Raw genomic sequence first — 19,692 nt, forward strand, 5'->3', positions numbered from 1 at the left:
AAGGTTCCCCCTTGGTGGTCTAGACCTTTAACGCCGAAAATGCGACGATCGGACCGCGCGTGACGTGCGTCACGCCCCTGTCCCCTGGAGGCATCCGGTGAAGACCTTGAAAGCGCGGTTGGGCCGCGCCTTCGTCGGGGTGGCGCTGCTCGCCGGCGCCACCACCGCAGCCGCCCCCGTCGCCGACGCGGCCACCCCGCCACTGCAGGCGATCGTCCCGGTCCCGGTCTCGGTCCGAGCGGTCACCGGTTCCGACCACACCCTGACCGCGAACACCAAGATCTACACCCAGGCCGGTTCGGCACCGGCCAAGGCCGTCGGTGACTACCTCGCCGGGATCTTCCGCGCCTCCACCGGCTTCCCCCTGCCCGTCTCCGACGCGCCACCGGGCACCCCGGCCGACGGGATCTCACTCCTGCTGTCCGGAGCCGACTCCCGTGTCGGCGACCAGGGCTACCAGCTCAACTCGACATCCGCTTCTGTCGTCCTGCGCGCGACGACCGCGCAAGGTCTCTTCGGCGGCGTACAGACGCTGCGACAACTGCTGCCAGGCAAGATCGAAAGCACCACGGTCCAGCAGGGTCCGTGGACGATCCCGGGTGCCGACATCCTGGACTATCCGCGATTCGGCTACCGAGGCGCGATGCTCGACGTCGCCCGGCATTTCCATCCGGTCGCCACCGTCAAGCGGTACATCGACCAGCTGGCGCAGTACAAGATCAACAACCTGCACCTGCACCTCGCCGACGACCAGGGCTGGCGCATCCAGATCGACAGCTGGCCGCGACTGACCACCTACGGCGGCAGCACCCAGGTCGGCGGTGGCGCCGGCGGCTACTACACCAAGGCGCAGTACACGGAGATCGTGAACTACGCGGCCTCGCGGTTCATCACGGTCATCCCGGAGATCGACATGCCCGGGCACACCAACGCCGCACTGGCCTCCTATGCCGAGCTGAACTGCAACAACACCGCTCCCCCGCTGCGCACCGACACCGCAGTCGGCTACAGCTCGCTCTGCATCTCGAAGGAGATCACCTACACCTTCGTCAACGACGTCATCCGCGAGGTCGCCGCGCTGACGCCCGGGCCGTACTTCCATCTCGGCGGCGACGAGGCCCAGGCCACCAGCGACGCGGACTACCGCACGTTCATGAACCGGGTGCTGCCGATGGTGGCCGCCGCGGGCAAACAGGTCGTCGGCTGGCACGAGATCGGCAAGGCCACCCTGCCGGCCACGGCGACTCCGCAGTTCTGGGGCACGACGACGTCCAGCACGGAGGTCTCGAACGCCGTCGCCCGCGGCAGCAAGGTGATCCTGTCGCCGGCCAACAAGGCCTACCTGGACATGAAGTACAACTCCAGCACCCCGATCGGGCTCTCGTGGGCCGGCTACATCGAGGTCCAGGACGCCTACAACTGGAACCCGGGCGCCTACCTGTCCGGTGTGCCCGAATCCGCCGTCCGCGGCGTCGAATCGCCGCTGTGGACCGAAACCGTGGTCACTCCGGCGAACATCGACTACCTCGCCTTCCCCCGGCTCCCCGCGCACGCCGAACTCGGCTGGTCACCGTGGTCGACCCACGATTGGAACACCTTCCGAGTACGCCTCGGCGCTCAAGCCCCGCGGTGGCAGGCCCAGGGCCTCGACTACTACAAGTCGAGCCAGGTGCCTTGGGAAACCGGATCCGGAAACCCGGGCACCTGCTCGCTTCCGGCCTGGGACCGCGCTTCGGTCTACACCGGTGGAGCGACCGTTTCCCACAACGGGCACAAGTGGACGGCGCAGTGGTGGACGCAAGGTGAGGAACCCGGCGCAGGCGGCCAATGGGGTGTCTGGCGCGACAACGGCACCTGCTGACCCCTCCGGCGGTCCGCTCGGCCCTCCTCCCGGGGCCGGGCGGGCTACGGTGGTCCCATGGCCGCAGACCTCGAACTCGTCCGCACACTTTCCTTGCGCGAAAACGGACTCGCGACCGTTTCGACGGTCCGCGCGGACGGCACCGTCCACTCCTCGGTGGTCAACGCCGGCGTTTTCGAAGACCCGGTCACCAAGGCACCGGGTGTCGCCTTCGTGGCGATGGGCGGAGTAAAGAAACTCGACCTGTTCCGCCGGGCGGGCCACGCCACGGTCACCTTCCGGCGCGGCTGGGAGTGGGCGGCGGTCCAGGGAAACACGCACCTGATCGGACCGGACGACCCGGATCCGGCTTTCGACCCGGCCGGCCTTCCCCGGTTGCTGCGCGAGGTCTTCATCGCGGCGACGGGGACCCATGACGACTGGGACGAGTACGACCGCGTGATGGCCGCCGAACGCCGGGTCGCCGTCTTCGTCACGGCGAACCGCATCAGCGGGAATCGCTGACGCGAAAAAGGGCCGCCCGGATGGTGATCCGGGCGGCCCTTTTCGTCTGCCGTCACTGCTTCTTCTTGCCTGAGTCCTCTGTGGACAGAGCGGCGACGAAGGCCTCCTGCGGGACCTCGACCCGGCCGACGGTCTTCATCCGCTTCTTGCCTTCCTTCTGCTTTTCCAGCAGCTTGCGCTTACGCGAGATGTCACCGCCGTAGCACTTCGCGAGCACGTCCTTGCGGATCGCGCGAATGGTCTCGCGGGCGATGATGCGGGCGCCGATGGCGGCCTGGATCGGCACCTCGAAGTTCTGCCGTGGGATCAGCTCGCGAAGCCGGTTCACCATGCGGTTGCCGTAGTTGTAGGCGTCGTCCTTGTGCACGATCGCGGAGAACGCGTCGACGCCCTCGCCCTGAAGCAGGATGTCCACCTTGACCAGGTCCGCCGCCTGCGCGCCGGCCTCTTCGTAGTCCAGTGACGCGTAACCGCGCGTCCGCGACTTCAGCGTGTCGAAGAAGTCGAAGATGATCTCGCCCAGCGGCAGGTTGTACCGCAGTTCGACCCGGTCCTCGGACAGGTAGTCCATGCCGAGCAGCGTGCCGCGCTTGTTCTGGCACAGCTCCATGATCGTGCCGATGAACTCCGACGGCGCCAGGATGCTCACCTTGCTGACCGGTTCGAGCACCTTGTCGATCTTGTTCCCGGTCGGCCAGTCCGACGGGTTGGTGACGTGGATCTCCTTGCCGTCGTCCAGCACCACGTCGTAGACCACGTTCGGCGCCGTGGAGATCAGGTCGAGGCCGAACTCGCGCTCCAGCCGGTCGCGGGTGATCTCCAGGTGCAGCAGGCCGAGGAAGCCGCAGCGGAAGCCGAAGCCGAGCGCCACCGACGTCTCGGGCTCGTAGTCCAGCGCGGCGTCGTTGAGCTGGAGCTTGTCCAAGGCCTCGCGCAGGTCCGGATAGTCCGAACCGTCCACCGGGTACAGGCCGGAGTAGACCATCGGCTTCGGCTCGCGGTAGCCGGCGAGCGGCTCCTTCGCGCCCTGGCGTTCGGAGGTGACGGTGTCACCGACCTTCGACTGCCGGACGTCCTTCACCCCGGTGATGAGGTAGCCCACCTCACCGACCCCCAGTCCCTTGCTGGCCTTGGGCTCCGGCGAGATGATCCCGACCTCGAGGAGTTCGTGGGTGGCGCCGGTGGACATCATCTTGATCCGCTCGCGCGGCGTGATCTTGCCGTCGACGACCCTGATGTAGGTCACGACGCCCCGGTAGGTGTCGTACACCGAGTCGAAGATCATCGCCCGTGCCGGGGCGTCGGCGTCACCCTGCGGCGCGGGCACCTGCTTCACCACCGCGTCGAGCAGGTCACCGACACCGACACCGGTCTTGGCGGACACGCGCAGCACGTCCGAGGGCTCGCAGCCGATGATGTGCGCGATCTCGGCGGCGTACTTGTCCGGATCCGCCGACGGCAGGTCGATCTTGTTGAGCACCGGGATGATCTGGAGGTTGTTCTCCAGCGCGAGGTACAGGTTGGCGAGCGTCTGCGCCTCGATCCCCTGCGCGGCGTCGACCAGCAGCACGGCGCCTTCACACGCCTCGAGCGCGCGAGAGACCTCGTAGGTGAAGTCGACGTGGCCAGGGGTGTCGATCATGTGCAGGACGTGGTCCTGCCCGTCGACCTTCCAGGGCAGGCGCACGTTCTGCGCCTTGATGGTGATGCCGCGTTCCCGCTCGATGTCCATTCGATCGAGGTACTGAGCCCGCATGGCCCGTTCCTCGACCACGCCGGTGAGCTGCAGCATCCGGTCGGCCAGGGTCGACTTGCCGTGGTCGATGTGCGCGATGATGCAGAAGTTCCGGATGAGCTCCGGGGGCGTGAAGGTCGTGTCGGCGAACGTCGTCAACGGGTTTCCTCGCGAAGGTCGGGGTGTGCCACCTCTATGGTCCCATGCCGCTCCGGGTGCGAGTGGGGGTCATCCCCGATGCGGCCCGTGATGAGCTGTGGTGCCCTCGAAGTATGAGTACTTCACTCTCCCAGATACTCGACCGAACGTTCGGCCATCCCCGGGGACTGCTCGGCCGGTTCGGCGGCCGGGCGATGGCGCACGGCAACGCCGCCACCGAGCTTCGCGTCGTCGAGCTGGCGTCGATCGAGTCCGGCGAAACCGCCCTGGTCGTGGGCCCTGGCCCGGGCATCGGTCTCCAAGCCACGGCCGCGCGCGCGGCCCGCGCCATCGGCGTCGACCCCTCCCAGGAGATGCTCGCTCGCTCGCGCCGCCGCTGCGGCGACGAGGTGGAGCTACGGCACGGCACCGCGGACTCCACAGGCCAGCCGGACGAGAGCGTCGACGTGGTCCTGAGCGTCAACAACGTGCAGTTGTGGGAGGACCGGGAGGCCGGGTTCGCCGAACTGTTCCGCGTGTTGCGGCCCGGCGGGCGGCTGCTGCTGTCGTCGCACGAGAAGTGGCTGCCGGTGTCCCGGCACGAGCTGGCCGACGAAGTGGCCGCCGCCGGCTTCACCGATCTGCAGACCTGGACGTGGGATCCGCCGGGCTTCGGCGCCTCGCTCGCCGCTCAGCTGCGCGCGATCAAGCCTTCGGCCTAGCGCGGATCAGTGCGCAACGGGTGCTCACGCGGCACCTCGACCAGCACGATCCTGGTGCCGTCCGGGTCGGCGATCCACGCTTCGTCCAGACCCCAGGGTTCACGTCGTGCCCCACGGACGGGCTCCAGACCCTTCTCCGCGAGTTCCTCGAGAGCCGCGGGCAGATCCCGGACCTGGAGCCAGAAGGCGACGTCCGGGGTCGGGCCGGTCTTCCCGGTTCCGACGATCTCGATCGACCCGTTCCCCGCGAAGAACACCGTCCCGCCGGGGAACTCCTTGTCGATGGCCAGGCCCAGGGTGTCCCGATAGAACGCCGTCGACACGTCGAGGTCCTTCGGGTGGATCAGCACCCTGCTGCTCAGCACGTCCATGGCTCAATCCCTACCGGATGGGTTCAGGCCATCGCAATCGCGGTGATCCCCGCCAGCACCACCATCGACCCGGCCAGCCTGCGGACGGCGTTCGCCTCGCCCAGGACCAGCCAGGCGGCGAGGCCACCCAGGACGATGCTCAGCTCCCTCGCCGGTGCGACGAGGCTCACCGGAGCGATCTGGAGGGCGTAGAGCACCAACAGGTAGGCGATCGGCGAGAGCACGCCGACGACGAGCACCTCACGCTTGTGTTCGCGCCAGAGCCACGAGACCTCTTCGCGGTCCTTCAGCGCGTACGGCGTCATGAGGAGGCTTTGCACGATCGCGCCGGTTCCGAAGTAGACGATCGGCGGGACCCCGAGGCCCGTGACCGAATGGGCGTCCCACAGTGTGTAGGCGGCGATCGTGAGACCGGTCAGCAGTCCGTACACCAGGCCTTTGCGGCGAGCGACACGATCGGCGGCGTCGGCGTGCGCCGGTGCCCGCCCGGTGCCGATCACCAGCACCCCGGCGACCACGAGGAACGCGCCCACCAGACCGAGCACTCCTGGCCGCTCGCCGAGCAGGACCACGGCCGCGAGCACCGAGATCAGCGGCCCGGTACCGCGGGCGACGGGATAGACGACCGAAAGGTCGCCGACGGCGTAGCCCCGCTGAAGGACGATCCCGTAGGTGACGTGGAACACCGCCGTGACCACCGCGGCGAACAACCAGGTCCACTGTGGACGTTGCTGCTCCACGACCAGCGAGACGGCCATGACAGGGACGAGCAGGATCGCGGAGAGGCTGTAGTAAGCCCAGACGAACCGGGCTCCGCCTCGACGGATCCGCTTGGCCGCGAGATTCCAGCCCGCGTGGATGACGGCGGCGATGACGACGAAGGACAGGGCGGTGGCGTTCACGGCGGACCTTTCACGTTTTCCGCGCACGCGGAAAACACCGGTCCTCCAGGCTTTTGTCCCGTCAGATGAACGGCGGCGCTTCCGGCCCCGCCGATGGTGCCGCTCGGACCTGTCCCGTCTGCCCTGATTGTGTGTTTCGCTGAGCGGGCAGGCGGCGGAACCCTAGGCACTACGCTTCGCACCGTACCTCAAGCACCCGTCCCGAGGTGGCCGCGAGCCGGCCCCGGACGGCTGTTAAGCTTGCCCTTCACCGTCGTGTGGCATTCCGTCATGGAGGAAACCCGCGCGCTCTCACGAGCAGCAGGGCCGGTCACAGCGCGGCGGTGAAACCACCGAGAGATTCAAGAGGAGCGCCCCCGTGGCCAACATCAAGTCGCAGATCAAGCGCATCACCACCAACGAGAAGGCGCGTCAGCGCAACCAGGCGATCCGGTCCTCGGTGAAGACCGCGATCCGCAAGTTCCGCGAGGCCGCCGACGCCGGCGACAAGGCCAAGGCCCTGGAGCTGCAGAAGGACGCGGCCAAGAAGCTGGACAAGGCCGTGACCAAGGGCGTTCTCCACGCCAACCAGGCCGCCAACAAGAAGTCCGCGCTGGCGAAGCGCGCGAACTCTCTCTGATCGGCTTCGAAGGGCCCCGGCGACGCGAGTCGCCGGGGCCCTTCGCCGTTTCAGCGGCTTGTGCCGTGGGCGTCGACGACCTCCAGGACGGCACGCTCCAGCGCGTACTCCGGGTTGGCCGCGACCCCCTTGACCTCGGCGTTGAGCCGGGCGACCACCCGCATCGCGGTGGCGAGCCCGTCCTGGCCCCAGCCGCGGGCCTGCCCTTGTGCCTTGCGCACCTTCCACGGCGGCATCCCCAGCTCACCCGCCATCTGGTTCGGGTTCCCGCGACCGGCCCCGGAGACCCGCGCGATCGTCCGGACGGCGTCGGCTAGGGCGTCCGCGACCAGCACGTGCGGCACGCCCAGCTGCATCGCCCAGCGCAACGACTCCAGCGCGGCGGCCTTGTCACCGGCGACGGCCTTCTCCGCGACGGCGAACCCGTTCACGTCGGCGCGGCCCCGGTGGTAGCGCCGGACCGCCTGCTCGTCGACCGTTCCGCCGGCGTCCGCGACCAGCTGGGTCGCGGCCGACGACAGTTCACGCAGATCCGAGCCGACCGCGTCGATCAGCGCGAGCACGGCCGCGCCGTCGATCTTCCCGCCGACGCGGCGGACCTCGTTGCGGACAAAGGATTCCCGCTCAGCGGCTTTGGTCAGTTTCGGGCATTCGACGACCTCCGCACCGGCCTTCTTCAAGGCGGCGGGGAGCCCCTTCGCGGCCTTGCTCCGGCCACCTCCGCTGTGCACGACGACGAGCACGATGCCGTCGGCGGGCGCCTTGACGTAGGCCATCACCCCGTCCGCGAGCTCCTGCGAGATGTCGTGCGCGGATTCGAGGACGATGACCCTGCCCTCGGCGAACAGCGAGGGGCTGACCATCTCCGCGAGTGCCGGGACTGTGAGGTCCGACACCCGGATCCGGGTGAGATCCGCCGTCGGGTCGGCCGCCTTGGCCGCGTCCGAGGCGCTGCGGACCGCTCGTTCGATCAGCAGCTCTTCCTCACCGAGAACCAGGACCAGCGGCGATGGGGCGGAAGCTTGCGTCGTCACGGTGACGATCCTCCCACTCCTCCTCTCGTGTGCTTTGTCCGGTGATGTGTAGCGGGCACTGTGGCCCCACGTGAGCCTCATGTCGTACGGTGTTGGCGAGGCGACGCGATCACACGCGTGCCGACAATCGAATACCGCTCATCCAGAGGGGCAGAGGGAACGGCCCGATGAAGCCCCGGCAACCGGCGTCAGCCTGTCATTCCGCGATCGCGGGATAGCTGACGAACACGGTGCCAATTCCGGCCCGCCATGGCGGGGCAGATGAGGAAAGGAACCTCGCGATGACCGCAACCCTCGGCACGACCTCCACCACCAAGACCCCGGATCTCGGACCGGCCGTCGAACTGGTGTCGAAGGAAGAGGGACACCGGCAGCCGCTCGCCCCCGAATTCGTTTCCGCCGAGGACTTCTCGCCGCTCGAAGTCGCCTACGACTTCGGCCGCGTGCGCCGCGAGGACATCGAAGCCGGACCGAAGAACATCTGGCGCTACAAGAAACTCCTTCCCGTTCCCTCGAACGTCGAAGAGATCCCCAACACCGAACCCGGCGCCACCCGCCTCATCCAGGCCGACAGGCTCGCGAAGGCCTTGGGCGTCAAGAAGGTCTGGGTCAAGGACGACACCGGCAACCCCACGCACTCGTTCAAGGACCGCGTGGTCGCCGTCGCTTTGGCCGCCGCCCGCGAGTTCGGGTTCGACGTGCTCGCCTGTCCCTCGACCGGCAACCTGGCCAACGCCGTCGCCGCCGCGGCGGCCCGGGCAGGCTGGCGGTCGGTCGTGCTGATCCCGAAGACCCTGGAACGCGCCAAGATCCTCACCACCGCCGTGTACGACGGTGACCTGATCGCGGTCGACGGCAACTACGACGACGTGAACCGGCTCGCCACCCAGCTCGCCGCCGAGCAGGAGAGCTGGGCGTTCGTCAACGTGAACGTCCGGCCCTACTACTCGGAAGGCTCCAAGACGCTGGCCTTCGAGGTCGCCGAACAGCTCGGCTGGCGGCTTCCCTCCCAGATCGTGGTGCCGATCGCCTCCGGTTCGCAGCTCACCAAGGTGGACAAGGGTTTCCGCGAGTTCGGGCAGCTCGGCCTCGTCGACGAGACGCCGTACAAGGTGTTCGGCGCGCAGGCCACCGGCTGCTCCCCCGTCTCGGCGGCCTTCCGTGCGGGGCACGACGTCGTCCAGCCGGTCAAGCCGGACACGATCGCCCGGTCGCTGGCGATCGGGAACCCGGCCGACGGCCCCTACGTCCTCGACGTGGTCAACCGCACTGGTGGCGCGATCGAAGACGTCAGCGACGAAGAGGTCGTCGAAGGCATCCGGCTGCTCGCCCGCACCGAGGGCATCTTCACCGAGACCGCCGGCGGCGTCACGGTCGCGACGGCCAAGAAGCTCATCAAGACCGGCAAGCTCGACCCGGACGAGGAGATCGTCCTGCTGATCACCGGTGACGGCCTCAAGACCCTCGACGCCGTCGAGGACAAGATCGGCCCCAAGGCCACCGTCAGCGCCTCGGCCGACGCGGTCCGCGAGGCTCTGGGCATCTGAGTTCCCGGCGGCCCGTCTCAAGAACGAGGCGGGCCGCGGGGCTCACCCCGGCGTACCAGGGCGAGACCTCGCGCGTCGGCGAGGACCGCGGTGTCGCCGTCCGTGTCGGTCCTGGCGACCGACGCGCCAACGGCCACCAGATTGTCCAAAGTGGACTTATTTGGATGCCCATAGGTGTTCCCGGCGCCGACGCTCACCAACGCCGCCCGCGGCGCGACGGCGTTGAGGAAATCCGGTGCCGTGTAACGGCTTCCGTGGTGCGGGACCTTCAGGACCTCGGCACGCAGTTCGGCGCCCTCGGCCATCAGGTCGGCCTGCGCGGCGAGCTCGATGTCGCCCGTCAGCAGCACTCGGCCCGCAGGAGTCCCGGCACGCAGGACGACGGAACCGTTGTTGATCACCGTGCCGTCCTGTTCGCGGGCCGATCGGCTGGTGACGTACCGCGGACCCAGTACGTCCAGTGACAACCCCGGCCAGTCCAGCCGTTGCCCGATCTCCAGCTCCAGCAAGGGAATCCCGCGGCGCGCGGTCTCGTCCGCGACCTGCTGCCACGCCCAGGCGGGAGCCCGGCCGGGGCCGACGGCGACCGCCCCGACCGATCTGCCCTCGAAGACGGATTCGAGGCCGCCGATGTGGTCGGCGTGCAGATGACTCAGCACGATCAGCGGCACCCGGTCGACGCCGAGCCTGCTCAGGCATTCGTCGACCGGCCCCGGTTCCGGCCCGGTGTCGACCAGGACCGCCCGTCCTTGCTCGCCCGTGGCGAGGACGACGGCATCACCCTGCCCGACGTCGCAGGCGACGGCACTCCACGACGCCGGCGGCCACGCCGGAGCCAGCACCCGCACCGGTACGAAGACGAGCAGCCCGGCGGCCAACGCGACCGCAAGGAGGATCCTGGCGTGCCGCAGCCGGATGGCGGCGAGCAGGACGACAAGCAGTCCGGCTGCCAGAAGCCCGCCCCACCAGCCATCCGGCCAGTCCATGACCGCTCCCGGTGCACGGGCGCCGTGGCGGGCCACGGTGATGAGCCAGCTCGCCTCGGGTTCGGTCAGGCGGACCAGCAGCCTTCCCGCCGACGGCCACCAAGGGCCGACGACAGTGGCGAGCACGCCGAACACGGTGGCCGGGGCGACCACCGGCGCGGCGAGCACGTTGGTCACCACCGAGACGAGACTGACCGATCCCGCCATGCCCGCGATGACCGGGGTCGTCACCACGAACGCGGCCAACGGGATGGTCAGCCCCTCGGCGTAGCCGGCCGGGACACCGCGTCCGACCAGCCATTCCGCCCACCTCGGCGCCAGCAGTACCAGACCGGCCGTGGCCAGCACCGAAAGCGCGAACCCGAAGTCGACGGCCATCGCGGGGTCGGCCACGACGAGCCCCGCCACCGCGAACGCCAGCGCGGGCAGCGCCGAACCCCGGCGCCCCAGTGCCAGCGCCAGCAGCCCGACCGCCCCCATCACCCCGGCGCGGAGCACGCTGGGCGCGGGCCCGGCGAGGACCACGAACCCGGCGAGCCCCGCGGCGGCCGCGGCGGCGGAAGTCCGCGGCCCGACCCGGAGCACCCTCAGCAGGAGAAGGATCGAGCCGCAGACGATCGCCACGTTCCCACCGCTCACGGCCATCAGGTGGGACATGCCGGAATCCGTGAACTCGCGTTCGACCCTCGGGGACAGTGTGCTCGTGTCCCCCACGACCAGCCCGGGCACGAGACCGGCCTGCTCCTCCGGGAGGACGGCACACAGCTCCCGGAGCCCGGCGCGCAGCGATTCCGCGGCTCGCTGCCACCAAGGCGCCGGCCCGAGGGCCGACGGCGGGCCCCGCACCGAGAGGACCGCGACCGTCAGTTCGGCCCCCTTCGACGGCGCGAGCCGCCCTGAGGCGGTGACCTGCTGCCCGGGCAATAGGTCCGTCCACCCCTCGGCAGGAGCGAGCAGGAGGATCCGGCCGGACGAATCCACCACCCGCTCACCCGTCACCGCGGTGTCCACCGTCGCGGCGATGACCACCAGGCGGGTGCCTGCCCGGCGATCGGCGTATCCGGCACCGCGGACCGGACGTGGCCGTTCGGTGACCACCACCCTCGCGGCGACGTCACTCCCCCGTGCGGCGGCGGCACGGAGGTCGTCATGCTCGGCGGCCCGGATCCGCAGCGCCACCGGACCGGCGGTGAGCACGCCGAGGACCGCCAGAGCACCCAGGCCCGCCACCCACCGGGACGCCGTCCGGCGGGCACGGACACCGGCGGCGATCGCGAGCACCACGGCGGCCGCACCGCAGAGCATCGTGATCCACCAGCCGCCCAGCAGCCCGGAAAGAGTGCCGAGCCAGGCAGTCGCCGCGGCCGGTATCAGCCGCAGGTCCTGCCCTCGCCACGACGCGGTGTCCACTTCGGACGGATCGGCGGACGGGTTCATCCGACGGACACCAATTCCCGGACCTTCTTGAACTTGCTTTCGCCGATCCCTTCTACGTCACGGAGTTGCTCGACCGTGGTGAACCCGCCGTGCCCGGACCGCCAGTCGACGATGCGTTTCGCCATCACTTCGCCGACCCCGGGCAGGGTGTCGAGTTGCTCGGCCGTGGCCGAGTTCAGGTCGAGCTTCCCCGGCGGTGCCGCCGTCCCGGCCGCGGCCGGGACGGCGATGCCGACGGCCACCTGCTCGCCGTCGGTGAGCCGCCGGGCCAGATTCACTCCGGTCAGATCCGTTCCGGGCTGTGCCCCACCGGCCGCCGAGAGGGCATCGGCGACCCGTGCGCCCGGAGGAACCGTGACCAGGCCGGGTTTGAGGACCCGGCCGACGACGCTGATCACCAGGGGCGCCTTGCCCGCCGCGGCGGGGACGTCTCCGGCGGCCTTCGCCGACGGCAGGGGCGGCGGGGTCTCCGCCCCCGGCCGGTGTCCGAACAAGGCGATCGCGCCGGTCACGATCACGGCCACCGCGATCAGCACGGCCACCACGGCGAGCCACCGCCGGTTCACCGGAATCCCGTCCGCCGTGAACCGGGCGGGCACCCAGCGGCGGACGAGCCTGCCCGCGGGCGGGCCCTGGGTGGGCGACGACAGCTGCGCTGTCAGCCACGCCAGCCTGGCGTTGACGGAGGGTCCCGATGGACGGGCGGTTTGGTCGAACACGTGAACGACGCTACGGAGCGGGAGGGACGGGCGGCAGTGGTGAATCCCGATGCTGTGGACAAGTGGGGTGTTGTGGACAACCCGGCCCCGGCCGAGACCGGATCACCGGTTTCCGTCGGCGTCTTATGGGACGATGGACGGTTTCCTCAACCCGCTCGCTGGATCACGACACCGAGCACGCCGGGGCCGGTGTGGGCCCCGATGACGGCGCCGATCTCCGAGACCACGCACCCGTCCGGGCAGTTGATGGACTCCTCGAGCCGGTTGGCCAGCTCGACGGCACGCTCGGGTGAAGCGAGATGGTGGACGGCGATGTCGGCGAGCCCGCCTTCCGCCGCTTTCACGGCGAGTTCGACCAGCCGCGCCACCGCGCGATTCATCGTCCGCACCTTCTCCAACGGCTGGATCCGGCCTTCGGACATGTGGAGCACCGGTTTCACCGCGAGCGCCGTGCCGAGCAGGGCGGCCGCCGGGCCGATCCGCCCGCCGCGGCGCAGGTATTCGAGGGTTTCGACGGCGAACAGGGTCTCCGAGCGGCCCACCGCGTCGACCGCGGCGGCCTCCACCTCGGCGGGGTCTGCCCCGTCCGCGGCGGCACTCGCCGCGCGCAGAGTGGCGAAGCCGAGCCCCATCGCGGTGCTGCGCGAATCGACCACGCGCACCTTGTCCGGTCCGACCTCCTGGGCCGCGAGCACCGCGGCCTCCCAGGTCCCGGACAACTCCCGGGACAGGTGCACCGACACGACGGCGTCCGCGCCCTCGGCCAGCGCCGCCCGGAACTCCTTGACGAATTCGGCGGGTGTCGGCCGGGACGTCGTCACCAGTCTGCGTTTGCCGAGTGCCTCGGCCAGCGCGGCGGGGCCCATTTCGACGCCGTCGAGGAAGACGACACCGTCCACGAGGACGTGCAGCGGGACCACCCGGATCCCGTTCCGTTCGGCGAAGCCTTCCGGCAGGTGGGCGGTGGAATCCGTGACTACGGCGACCGACACGGCAGTCAGCCTACGTTGCCGCGGGGCGGAGCACCGGGGCCATCAGGCTGGCCATTTCCGCGCCGACGGCGGCGTGTCCCTCCCACCCCCAGTGCATCCCGTCCGGATTGCCGCGCCCGCTCAGCACGTGGTCACCGACGACGGCTTCGAGATCCAGCAGCGGCACGTCCGCGCGCCGCCCCCAGGCGGCGAGGGCCGCGGCGGCACCGGCGCGAGCGGTGTGGACGCGGCCGTACGAGTCGGATCGGTGCACGGAGGGCAGCATGCCGAAGATCGGCAGCTCCGGTCGCAGCGTGCGCAGAGCTCCGACAGCGGTGTCGAGATACTGGACGGTGAGCTTCGACGGCAAGACCACCGGACGTCCTCGGAGAGCGATCGCGAGCCGCGGCTGAGCGGCCAGATACGCCTTGCGCACCACGCGCCGCAGCGGGTCGGGCCGCAGATAGCGGAGACCGGTGCGCAGGTAGGTGGGCAGCGGCGAGGGCAGGGTGTCCATGCTCCCGACGGCCAGCACGACGGCGTCGACGTGATGGAGATCGGCCCAGACACGCGGATCACCGATCAACGACCACCAGGCGTCACGGGCGGTCCAGCCGAATCCGGCGACGAGGTCCGCGTCGCCGCCGAGTGCTTCGGCGGCGATGTTGGGCCACAGACGCGCGTCGTCGGCGGCGTGCGGGCCGTCCGGGCCGTGGAAGCTGAGGGAATCGCCGAACACCAGCAGGCGCGGGCCCATGGATCAGCCGGTGATGCCCGCGTTGTAGGCGGCCAGGCGCCAGTCGCCGTCACGCCTGGTCAGCTCGACCCAATGACAGTTCGCGATCCCGCCCAGCGACGGCCAGGACGCGACCGGCAGGCCGAGCAGTTTCGCGGTCAGCGCGATGATCAGGCCGCCGTGCGTGGCCAGCAGAACCGCGTCGCCGACGTCGGAATTGGGCTGGTCGAGGTCCGCGACGACCTCCATCGCGCGTTCGGCGACGTCGACCCGCGACTCACCGCCGGGCGGTGCCCAGGTGGCGTCGACGCGCCAGCGTGCGCGTTCCCCGGGGTACGTCTCGTCGACCTGCTGGCCGGTGAAGCCCTGCCATTCACCCAGATGGGTTTCCCGGAGACGCTTGTCGATCCGCAGCGGGACGCCGATGGCCTCGGTGAGCACGGTGGCCGTGTCGGTCGCGCGGCGCAGATCCGAGGCGATCACCAGATCCGGTGAGAACCGGGCGAGCGCGGGCACGGCGAACCTGGCCTGGTTCCAGCCGACCGGGGTCAACGCGGAGTCCAGATGCCCCTGCATCCGGCCCGCCGCGTTGTAGTCGGTCTCGCCGTGGCGCCAGAGCACCAGCCGCCGCGGGCTCACGAGGCGCCTTGCGCGTCGGCGGGGTCCTCCTCGGCTGGGTCCTGATGATCCGGCACTGCCAGACCGGCGACCTCGATCCGCGGGCAGTCCTTCCAGAGCCGCTCGAGACCGTAGAAGGAGCGTTCCTCCTGGTGCTGAACGTGGATGACGACGTCGACGTAGTCCAGCAGGACCCAGCGGCCCTCGCGGGCGCCCTCACGGCGGACGGGCTTGTGCCCGCCGAGCCGGAGCTGCTCCTCGACGTTGTCGACGATGGCGCCGACCTGGCGCTCGTTGGGCGCGGACGCGATGACGAAGGCGTCGGTGATCACCAGCTGGTCGGACACGTCCAGCACGACCACGTCGCTCGCCTTCTTGTCCGCCGCCGCATGGGCGGCCGCTACGGCCAGCTCTCGTGCCTCGGACGTGGCTGTCACAGTTCTCCTCAAACAGATGGCTTTACTCTCGGGTGCGCCCGACGAGAGTACCCGGTCAGGCACCCCGGTCTTTCCGATAGAGGTCCTTTTTGGCGATGTAGCGCACCACACCGTCGGGGACGAGGTACCAGACGGGTTCCCCGCCTTCGACGCGCTCGCGGCACGCGGTGGACGAGATCGCCATCGCGGTCACCTCGACCAGGCTCACCTTCCCACTCGGCAGATGCTGCGAATTGAGGCGGTAACCGGGCCTGGTGACGCCGATGAAATGCGCCAGGTCGAACAGCTCGTCGGCGTTGCGCCAGGTGAGGATCTGTTCGAGCGCGTCCGCGCCGGTGATGAAGAACAGCTGGTCGTCCGGATACTCGGCACGCAGGTCGCGCAGCGTGTCGACGGTGTAGGTCTGCCCGACGCGGTCGATGTCGACGCGGCTGACCGAGAACACCGGGTTGGACGCCGTCGCGATCACCGTCATCAGGTAGCGGTCCTCGGCGCGGGTGACCACCCTGTCGGACTTCTGCCACGGCTGACCGGTGGGCACGAAGATGACCTCGTCGAGCGCGAACCGCGCCTGGACCTCACTGGCCGCGACGAGGTGCCCGTGGTGAATGGGGTCGAACGTGCCGCCCATGACCCCGATCCTGCGTGGTGACATGGGTCGTGAGCCTATACAGCGCCCGAGGCTCCACGCTCGGGTCGCCGGACCCACCGACCGGTGGTGATCTGGATCACATTACAGTCCGTTCCATGGATGAACGGTCCGTTCACGACATGCCGATCGCGACTTCGTCGGTGGCATGGGGTAGAGGTGGGGACGTGGACACATCGACTCTCCGGGATCGCGCCGAGACCCTCCTCCAGTCGTTGGCGGGCGAAGGCGCCCGCCTGCGTGACGACCAGTGGACGGCCATCGAGGCGCTGGTCGCGCACAGCCGTCGCGCGCTCGTCGTGCAGCGCACCGGCTGGGGGAAGTCCGCGGTGTACTTCCTGGCCACCGCGTTGCTGCGGGAGCGCGGCAACGGCCCGACGGTGATCATCTCGCCGCTGCTCGCGCTGATGCGCAACCAGATCTCCGCGGCGGCGAGGGCGGGTATCCACGCGGTGACGATGAACTCCGCGAACCCGCAGGAGTGGGATCAGGTCCAGGCGGCGATCGCGGCCGGTGAGGTGGATGTCCTCCTGGTCAGCCCGGAGCGGCTCAACAACCCGGACTTCCGCGACACCGTCCTCCCCAAGCTGACCGCGACAGCCGGCCTGCTCGTGGTCGACGAGGCGCACTGCATCTCGGACTGGGGCCACGACTTCCGTCCGGACTACCGACGGCTGCGCACACTGCTGAAGGACCTGCCCGACGGCGTCCCGGTACTCGCCACCACCGCGACCGCGAACGACCGCGTGGCGACCGACGTCGCCGAGCAGCTCGGCATCGGCAACGGGGGCGACACCCTCGTCCTGCGCGGCAGCCTGGACCGCGAAAGCCTGCATCTGTCGGTGGCCAAGCTGCCGACGTCGCAGGCCCGGCTCGCCTGGCTGGCCGAACACCTGGCGGAGTTGCCGGGCTCCGGGATCATCTACACGCTCACCGTCGCCGCCGCGCACGACGTCGCGGGGTTGCTGACCGAGCGCGGCTACCCGGTCGCCGCCTACACCGGGAAGACCGACCCGGCCGACCGGCAGGCGGCCGAAGACGACCTGCTGAACAACAACGTCAAGGCGCTGGTGGCCACCTCGGCACTGGGCATGGGATTCGACAAGCCGGACCTGGGCTTCGTGGTCCATCTCGGCGCCCCGTCCTCGCCGATCGCGTACTACCAGCAGGTCGGCCGTGCCGGGCGCGGCGTCGACCGCGCCGAAGTGATCCTGTTGCCGGGCCACGAGGACAAGGACATCTGGGCGTACTTCGGTTCGCTGGCGTTCCCGGACGAACTCCGGGTGACCCAGGTGCTGAACGCGCTGGCATACGCGGACCGTCCACTCTCGACACCGGCGCTCGAACCGTTCGTCGAGCTTTCCCGTTCCCGGCTGGAGATGGTCCTGAAGGTGCTGGACGTCGACGGCGCCGTCCGCCGGGTGAAGGGCGGCTGGGAAGGCACCGGCGAAGAGTGGCGCTACGACAAGGAACGCTACGCGCGAGTAAGCGCGGCGCGGACCAACGAACAGAACGCCATGCTGGCGTACCTGGAGACCGCCGGCTGCCGCATGGAGTTCCTGCGGAAACAGCTGGACGATCCCGAAGCCACACCCTGCGGACGTTGTGACAACTGCACCGGAAAGCATTGGGACACCACGATTTCCGACGACGTCGTCGACGCCACCCGGCAACGGCTGCGCCGCCCCGGCGTCGAGGTCGCGCCGCGGAAGATGTGGCCGACCGGGATGGCCGGGCTGGACGTCCCGCTCTCCGGGCGGCTGCCGGCGGGCGAGCAGGCCGAAACCGGCCAGGTCGTCGGCCGGGTGACCGACGTCGGATGGGGCACGCGGCTGCGCGAACTCGTCGGCCCGTCCGCGGCGGACACCGAACTACCCGACGCCGTCTTCCAAGCCTGTATCGAAGTACTCAAAGGCTGGCAGTGGACGGAGCGCCCCGTGGCAGTGGTGGAAGTGCCCTCCGCCACGCGACCTCAGCTCGTCCACAGCCTGGCGACGAAGCTGGCCTCGATCGGACGCCTGGAGTACCTGGGCGCTGTCGCCTCGGCGGGGCCGCCCCCACGTCAGGCGAACAGCGCGCAACGACTGGCCGATCTGTGGAAACGTCTCAGCCTCCCCGAGGACCTGTCGGCGCGAGTGGCCGCGGCCGAAGGCCCGATCCTCCTGGTCGACGACCTCATCGACACCGGATGGACGATGACGCTGTCCGCGCGTCTGCTCCGCCAGGCCGGAGCCCGTGCGGTGCTGCCGTTCGCTCTCGCCAGCACCTCGTAACCGGGAAGCCCGATCCCGACATTCGACAGGTTCTTTCCCGCGCGGGAACTTTCTGGCAAGGTTCCGTCCACGCGCGAGTACGGAGGTGCCGATGGCGGACTCAACGACGGAGCGGCTGGGACATCGGCTCCCGGTGAAGAAGTTGTTCGCCGCCAGTGTCGGCAACGCGCTGGAATGGTTCGACTGGACCATCTACGCGACCTTCAGCATCTACTTCGCCAGTGAGTTCTTCCCGAAGGGCAACGAAGCACTGGCGTTGATCAACACCTTCGCCACCTACGCGTTGGCGTTCTTCTTCCGCCCGCTCGGCGGGATGTTGCTCGGCCGGTTCGCCGACGTCAGGGGCCGGAAGCCGGCGATGATCCTGACCATCGTGCTGATGGCGGGCGGTTCGGTGGCCATCGGTCTCCTGCCGACGTTCGACCAGGTCGGCTGGCTGGCCCCGATCCTGTTGCTGCTGGCCAGGGTGGCGCAAGGACTGTCGCTCGGCGGCGAGGTCTCCAACGCTTCGGCGTACCTCGGCGAGATCGCGCCGCCCAGCCGCCGCGGCCGGTACTCCGCCTTCTTCTACATCTCGACCGGTTCCGCCGTCCTGCTCGCCTCGATCCTCGGATTCGTGCTCGCGCGGACGATGTCCAAGGCGGATCTGACCGCGTACGGCTGGCGGATCCCGTTCCTGCTCGGCGGCGTCCTCGGCATCATCGGCCTGTGGCTCCGGCGCAGTCTCGCCGAGACCGAGATCTTCGAGGAGAAGAAGTCAACGGCGCGCCGGGTCGAACGGCCGCTGCGCACCACCCTCCGCGAGCACCCGCGGGCCGTCGTGCAGCTCGTGGGCTTCTCGATGCTGTCGACCCTTTGCTACTACACGTTCTTCAGCGCGCTGACCTCCTTCGCGGTCAAGACCCGCAAGGCCGACGACGTCGACGTGTTCCTCGCGTTGTCGATCGCGACGGCTTTGTTCGTCGCGCTTCAATACCCGATGGGTGCCTTGTCGGATCGCTTCGGCCGCAAGCCACAGCTGCTCGTCTGGGCGGCGGCGACAGCCGTCCTCATCGTCCCGCTGTCCACTTTGGTCCGGCCGGGGCTGCCGGGCCTGATGGTCGTGTTCTGCGTCGGGCTCTGCCTGTACACGGCGATGACGTCGATCGCGCCCGCGATCATGAGCGAGCTGTTCCCCACCGAACTGCGCGGTCTCGGCATCGGCGCCTGGTACAACCTGACCGTCGCGTTGTTCGGCGGGACCGCTCCCCTGGTGCTCACCGCCTTGTCCGACGCGGGGTTGTCGACGCTGTTCTTCTGGTACGTGGCCGCCGGAGCGGTGGTCGCGTTCTTCGTCATCCGCACCTTGCCGGAGACCAAGGGCAGCGACCTGCGCTGAAAACTCCGTCGCCGGTGACGGGGCGAGGTGGCTACCCTCGCGCTCCTACGACGAG

General features: G+C 69.5%; 18 protein-coding genes and 1 riboswitch. Of the genes, 7 read left to right on the top strand and 11 right to left on the bottom strand.

Features of this window, described 5'->3' with window-relative positions:
* Positions 1 to 97 precede the first annotated feature (97 nt).
* Positions 98 to 1,861, top strand: coding sequence for a family 20 glycosylhydrolase (locus tag DMH01_RS12735; protein WP_199745457.1), 1,764 nt, complete (start codon positions 98 to 100; stop codon positions 1,859 to 1,861).
* A gap of 57 nt (positions 1,862 to 1,918) precedes the next feature.
* Positions 1,919 to 2,365, top strand: coding sequence for a pyridoxamine 5'-phosphate oxidase (locus DMH01_RS12740; protein WP_125676226.1), 447 nt, complete (start codon positions 1,919 to 1,921; stop codon positions 2,363 to 2,365).
* Between the two features lie 52 nt (positions 2,366 to 2,417).
* Here the strand turns inward: DMH01_RS12740 and lepA are convergent, their stop codons facing one another.
* A complete protein-coding gene (lepA, locus tag DMH01_RS12745; protein ID WP_034316306.1) occupies positions 2,418 to 4,259 on the bottom strand; it encodes a translation elongation factor 4 in 1,842 nt (613 codons plus the stop codon).
* A gap of 113 nt (positions 4,260 to 4,372) precedes the next feature.
* On the opposite strand from lepA, the gene DMH01_RS12750 reads away from it, so the two are divergent.
* Positions 4,373 to 4,960 (top strand): class I SAM-dependent methyltransferase, encoded by a 588-nt coding sequence (locus DMH01_RS12750; RefSeq protein WP_125676228.1) that lies wholly within the window; start codon positions 4,373 to 4,375, stop codon positions 4,958 to 4,960.
* On the opposite strand, the gene DMH01_RS12755 is transcribed toward DMH01_RS12750, so the two are convergent.
* Together DMH01_RS12755 and DMH01_RS12760 are read right to left on the bottom strand one after the other, a co-directional pair.
* Positions 4,957 to 5,331: a VOC family protein gene (locus tag DMH01_RS12755; protein ID WP_125676229.1), complete on the bottom strand. Its 375-nt coding sequence runs from the start codon at positions 5,329 to 5,331 to the stop codon at positions 4,957 to 4,959. The two genes, DMH01_RS12750 and DMH01_RS12755, sit on opposite strands and share 4 nt — an antisense overlap.
* Positions 5,332 to 5,354: 23 nt before the next feature.
* Positions 5,355 to 6,233 (bottom strand): EamA family transporter, encoded by an 879-nt coding sequence (locus DMH01_RS12760; RefSeq protein WP_199745458.1) that lies wholly within the window; start codon positions 6,231 to 6,233, stop codon positions 5,355 to 5,357.
* Positions 6,234 to 6,591: 358 nt separating this feature from the next.
* Between DMH01_RS12760 and rpsT the strand changes: the two genes are divergently transcribed.
* Positions 6,592 to 6,852 (top strand): 30S ribosomal protein S20, encoded by a 261-nt coding sequence (rpsT, locus tag DMH01_RS12765; protein WP_007034798.1) that lies wholly within the window; start codon positions 6,592 to 6,594, stop codon positions 6,850 to 6,852.
* 50 nt (positions 6,853 to 6,902) lie between these two features.
* Here the strand turns inward: rpsT and holA are convergent, their stop codons facing one another.
* Positions 6,903 to 7,886, bottom strand: coding sequence for a DNA polymerase III subunit delta (gene holA, locus DMH01_RS12770; RefSeq protein WP_125676234.1), 984 nt, complete (start codon positions 7,884 to 7,886; stop codon positions 6,903 to 6,905).
* Positions 7,887 to 8,021: 135 nt separating this feature from the next.
* A riboswitch (SAM riboswitch) is annotated at positions 8,022 to 8,154 on the top strand.
* Between the two features lie 13 nt (positions 8,155 to 8,167).
* Between holA and thrC the strand changes: the two genes are divergently transcribed.
* The gene (gene thrC, locus DMH01_RS12775; protein WP_125676236.1) at positions 8,168 to 9,433 is read left to right on the top strand and encodes a threonine synthase; all 1,266 of its coding nucleotides are present in this window, start codon (positions 8,168 to 8,170) and stop codon (positions 9,431 to 9,433) included.
* Between the two features lie 17 nt (positions 9,434 to 9,450).
* Here thrC and DMH01_RS12780 read toward each other — a convergent pair whose 3' ends face one another.
* The 7 genes from DMH01_RS12780 to nadD form a co-directional block, all read right to left on the bottom strand.
* Positions 9,451 to 11,856: a ComEC/Rec2 family competence protein gene (locus DMH01_RS12780; RefSeq protein WP_125676238.1), complete on the bottom strand. Its 2,406-nt coding sequence runs from the start codon at positions 11,854 to 11,856 to the stop codon at positions 9,451 to 9,453.
* Complete coding sequence (locus DMH01_RS12785; RefSeq protein ID WP_125676240.1) at positions 11,853 to 12,575, bottom strand: ComEA family DNA-binding protein; 723 nt, start codon at positions 12,573 to 12,575, stop codon at positions 11,853 to 11,855. The genes DMH01_RS12780 and DMH01_RS12785 overlap by 4 nt, the downstream gene beginning before the upstream one ends.
* Before the next feature lie 146 nt (positions 12,576 to 12,721).
* Entirely contained in the window at positions 12,722 to 13,567 is an 846-nt protein-coding gene (locus tag DMH01_RS12790) for a DegV family protein (protein ID WP_125676242.1), read from the bottom strand.
* Positions 13,568 to 13,577: 10 nt separating this feature from the next.
* The gene (octT, locus tag DMH01_RS12795; RefSeq protein WP_125676244.1) at positions 13,578 to 14,303 is read right to left on the bottom strand and encodes a diglucosylglycerate octanoyltransferase; all 726 of its coding nucleotides are present in this window, start codon (positions 14,301 to 14,303) and stop codon (positions 13,578 to 13,580) included.
* Positions 14,304 to 14,306: 3 nt separating this feature from the next.
* The gene (locus DMH01_RS12800) at positions 14,307 to 14,921 is read right to left on the bottom strand and encodes a histidine phosphatase family protein (protein WP_125676246.1); all 615 of its coding nucleotides are present in this window, start codon (positions 14,919 to 14,921) and stop codon (positions 14,307 to 14,309) included.
* The gene (rsfS, locus tag DMH01_RS12805) at positions 14,918 to 15,337 is read right to left on the bottom strand and encodes a ribosome silencing factor (protein WP_125676248.1); all 420 of its coding nucleotides are present in this window, start codon (positions 15,335 to 15,337) and stop codon (positions 14,918 to 14,920) included. Before rsfS ends, DMH01_RS12800 begins: the two co-directional genes overlap by 4 nt.
* A gap of 55 nt (positions 15,338 to 15,392) precedes the next feature.
* Positions 15,393 to 15,992, bottom strand: a complete 600-nt coding sequence (gene nadD, locus DMH01_RS12810) for a nicotinate-nucleotide adenylyltransferase (RefSeq protein ID WP_091597568.1) — start codon at positions 15,990 to 15,992, stop codon at positions 15,393 to 15,395.
* 161 nt (positions 15,993 to 16,153) lie between these two features.
* Here nadD and DMH01_RS12815 point away from each other — a divergent pair, with 161 nt between their 5' ends.
* On the top strand, positions 16,154 to 18,259 hold the full coding sequence (locus DMH01_RS12815) for an ATP-dependent DNA helicase RecQ (protein WP_125676250.1): 2,106 nt from the start codon (positions 16,154 to 16,156) through the stop codon (positions 18,257 to 18,259).
* 91 nt (positions 18,260 to 18,350) lie between these two features.
* Positions 18,351 to 19,637, top strand: a complete 1,287-nt coding sequence (locus tag DMH01_RS12820) for an MFS transporter (RefSeq protein ID WP_125676252.1) — start codon at positions 18,351 to 18,353, stop codon at positions 19,635 to 19,637.
* The last annotated feature ends 55 nt before the right edge of the window (positions 19,638 to 19,692 follow it).

Origin of the sequence: Amycolatopsis sp. WAC 04182 (genome assembly GCF_003947465.1) — a bacterium.
Taxonomy (GTDB): domain Bacteria; phylum Actinomycetota; class Actinomycetes; order Mycobacteriales; family Pseudonocardiaceae; genus Amycolatopsis.

Coding starts and splice junctions, on each gene's coding strand:
- DMH01_RS12740 (WP_125676226.1), top strand. CDS start 1,919: ATGGCCGCAGACCTCGAACTCGTCCGCACACTTTCCTTGCGCGAAAAC.
- DMH01_RS12750 (WP_125676228.1), top strand. CDS start 4,373: ATGAGTACTTCACTCTCCCAGATACTCGACCGAACGTTCGGCCATCCC.
- DMH01_RS12755 (WP_125676229.1), bottom strand. CDS start 5,331: ATGGACGTGCTGAGCAGCAGGGTGCTGATCCACCCGAAGGACCTCGAC.
- thrC (WP_125676236.1), top strand. CDS start 8,168: ATGACCGCAACCCTCGGCACGACCTCCACCACCAAGACCCCGGATCTC.
- DMH01_RS12780 (WP_125676238.1), bottom strand. CDS start 11,856: ATGAACCCGTCCGCCGATCCGTCCGAAGTGGACACCGCGTCGTGGCGA.
- octT (WP_125676244.1), bottom strand. CDS start 14,303: ATGGGCCCGCGCCTGCTGGTGTTCGGCGATTCCCTCAGCTTCCACGGC.
- nadD (WP_091597568.1), bottom strand. CDS start 15,992: ATGTCACCACGCAGGATCGGGGTCATGGGCGGCACGTTCGACCCCATT.
- DMH01_RS12820 (WP_125676252.1), top strand. CDS start 18,351: ATGGCGGACTCAACGACGGAGCGGCTGGGACATCGGCTCCCGGTGAAG.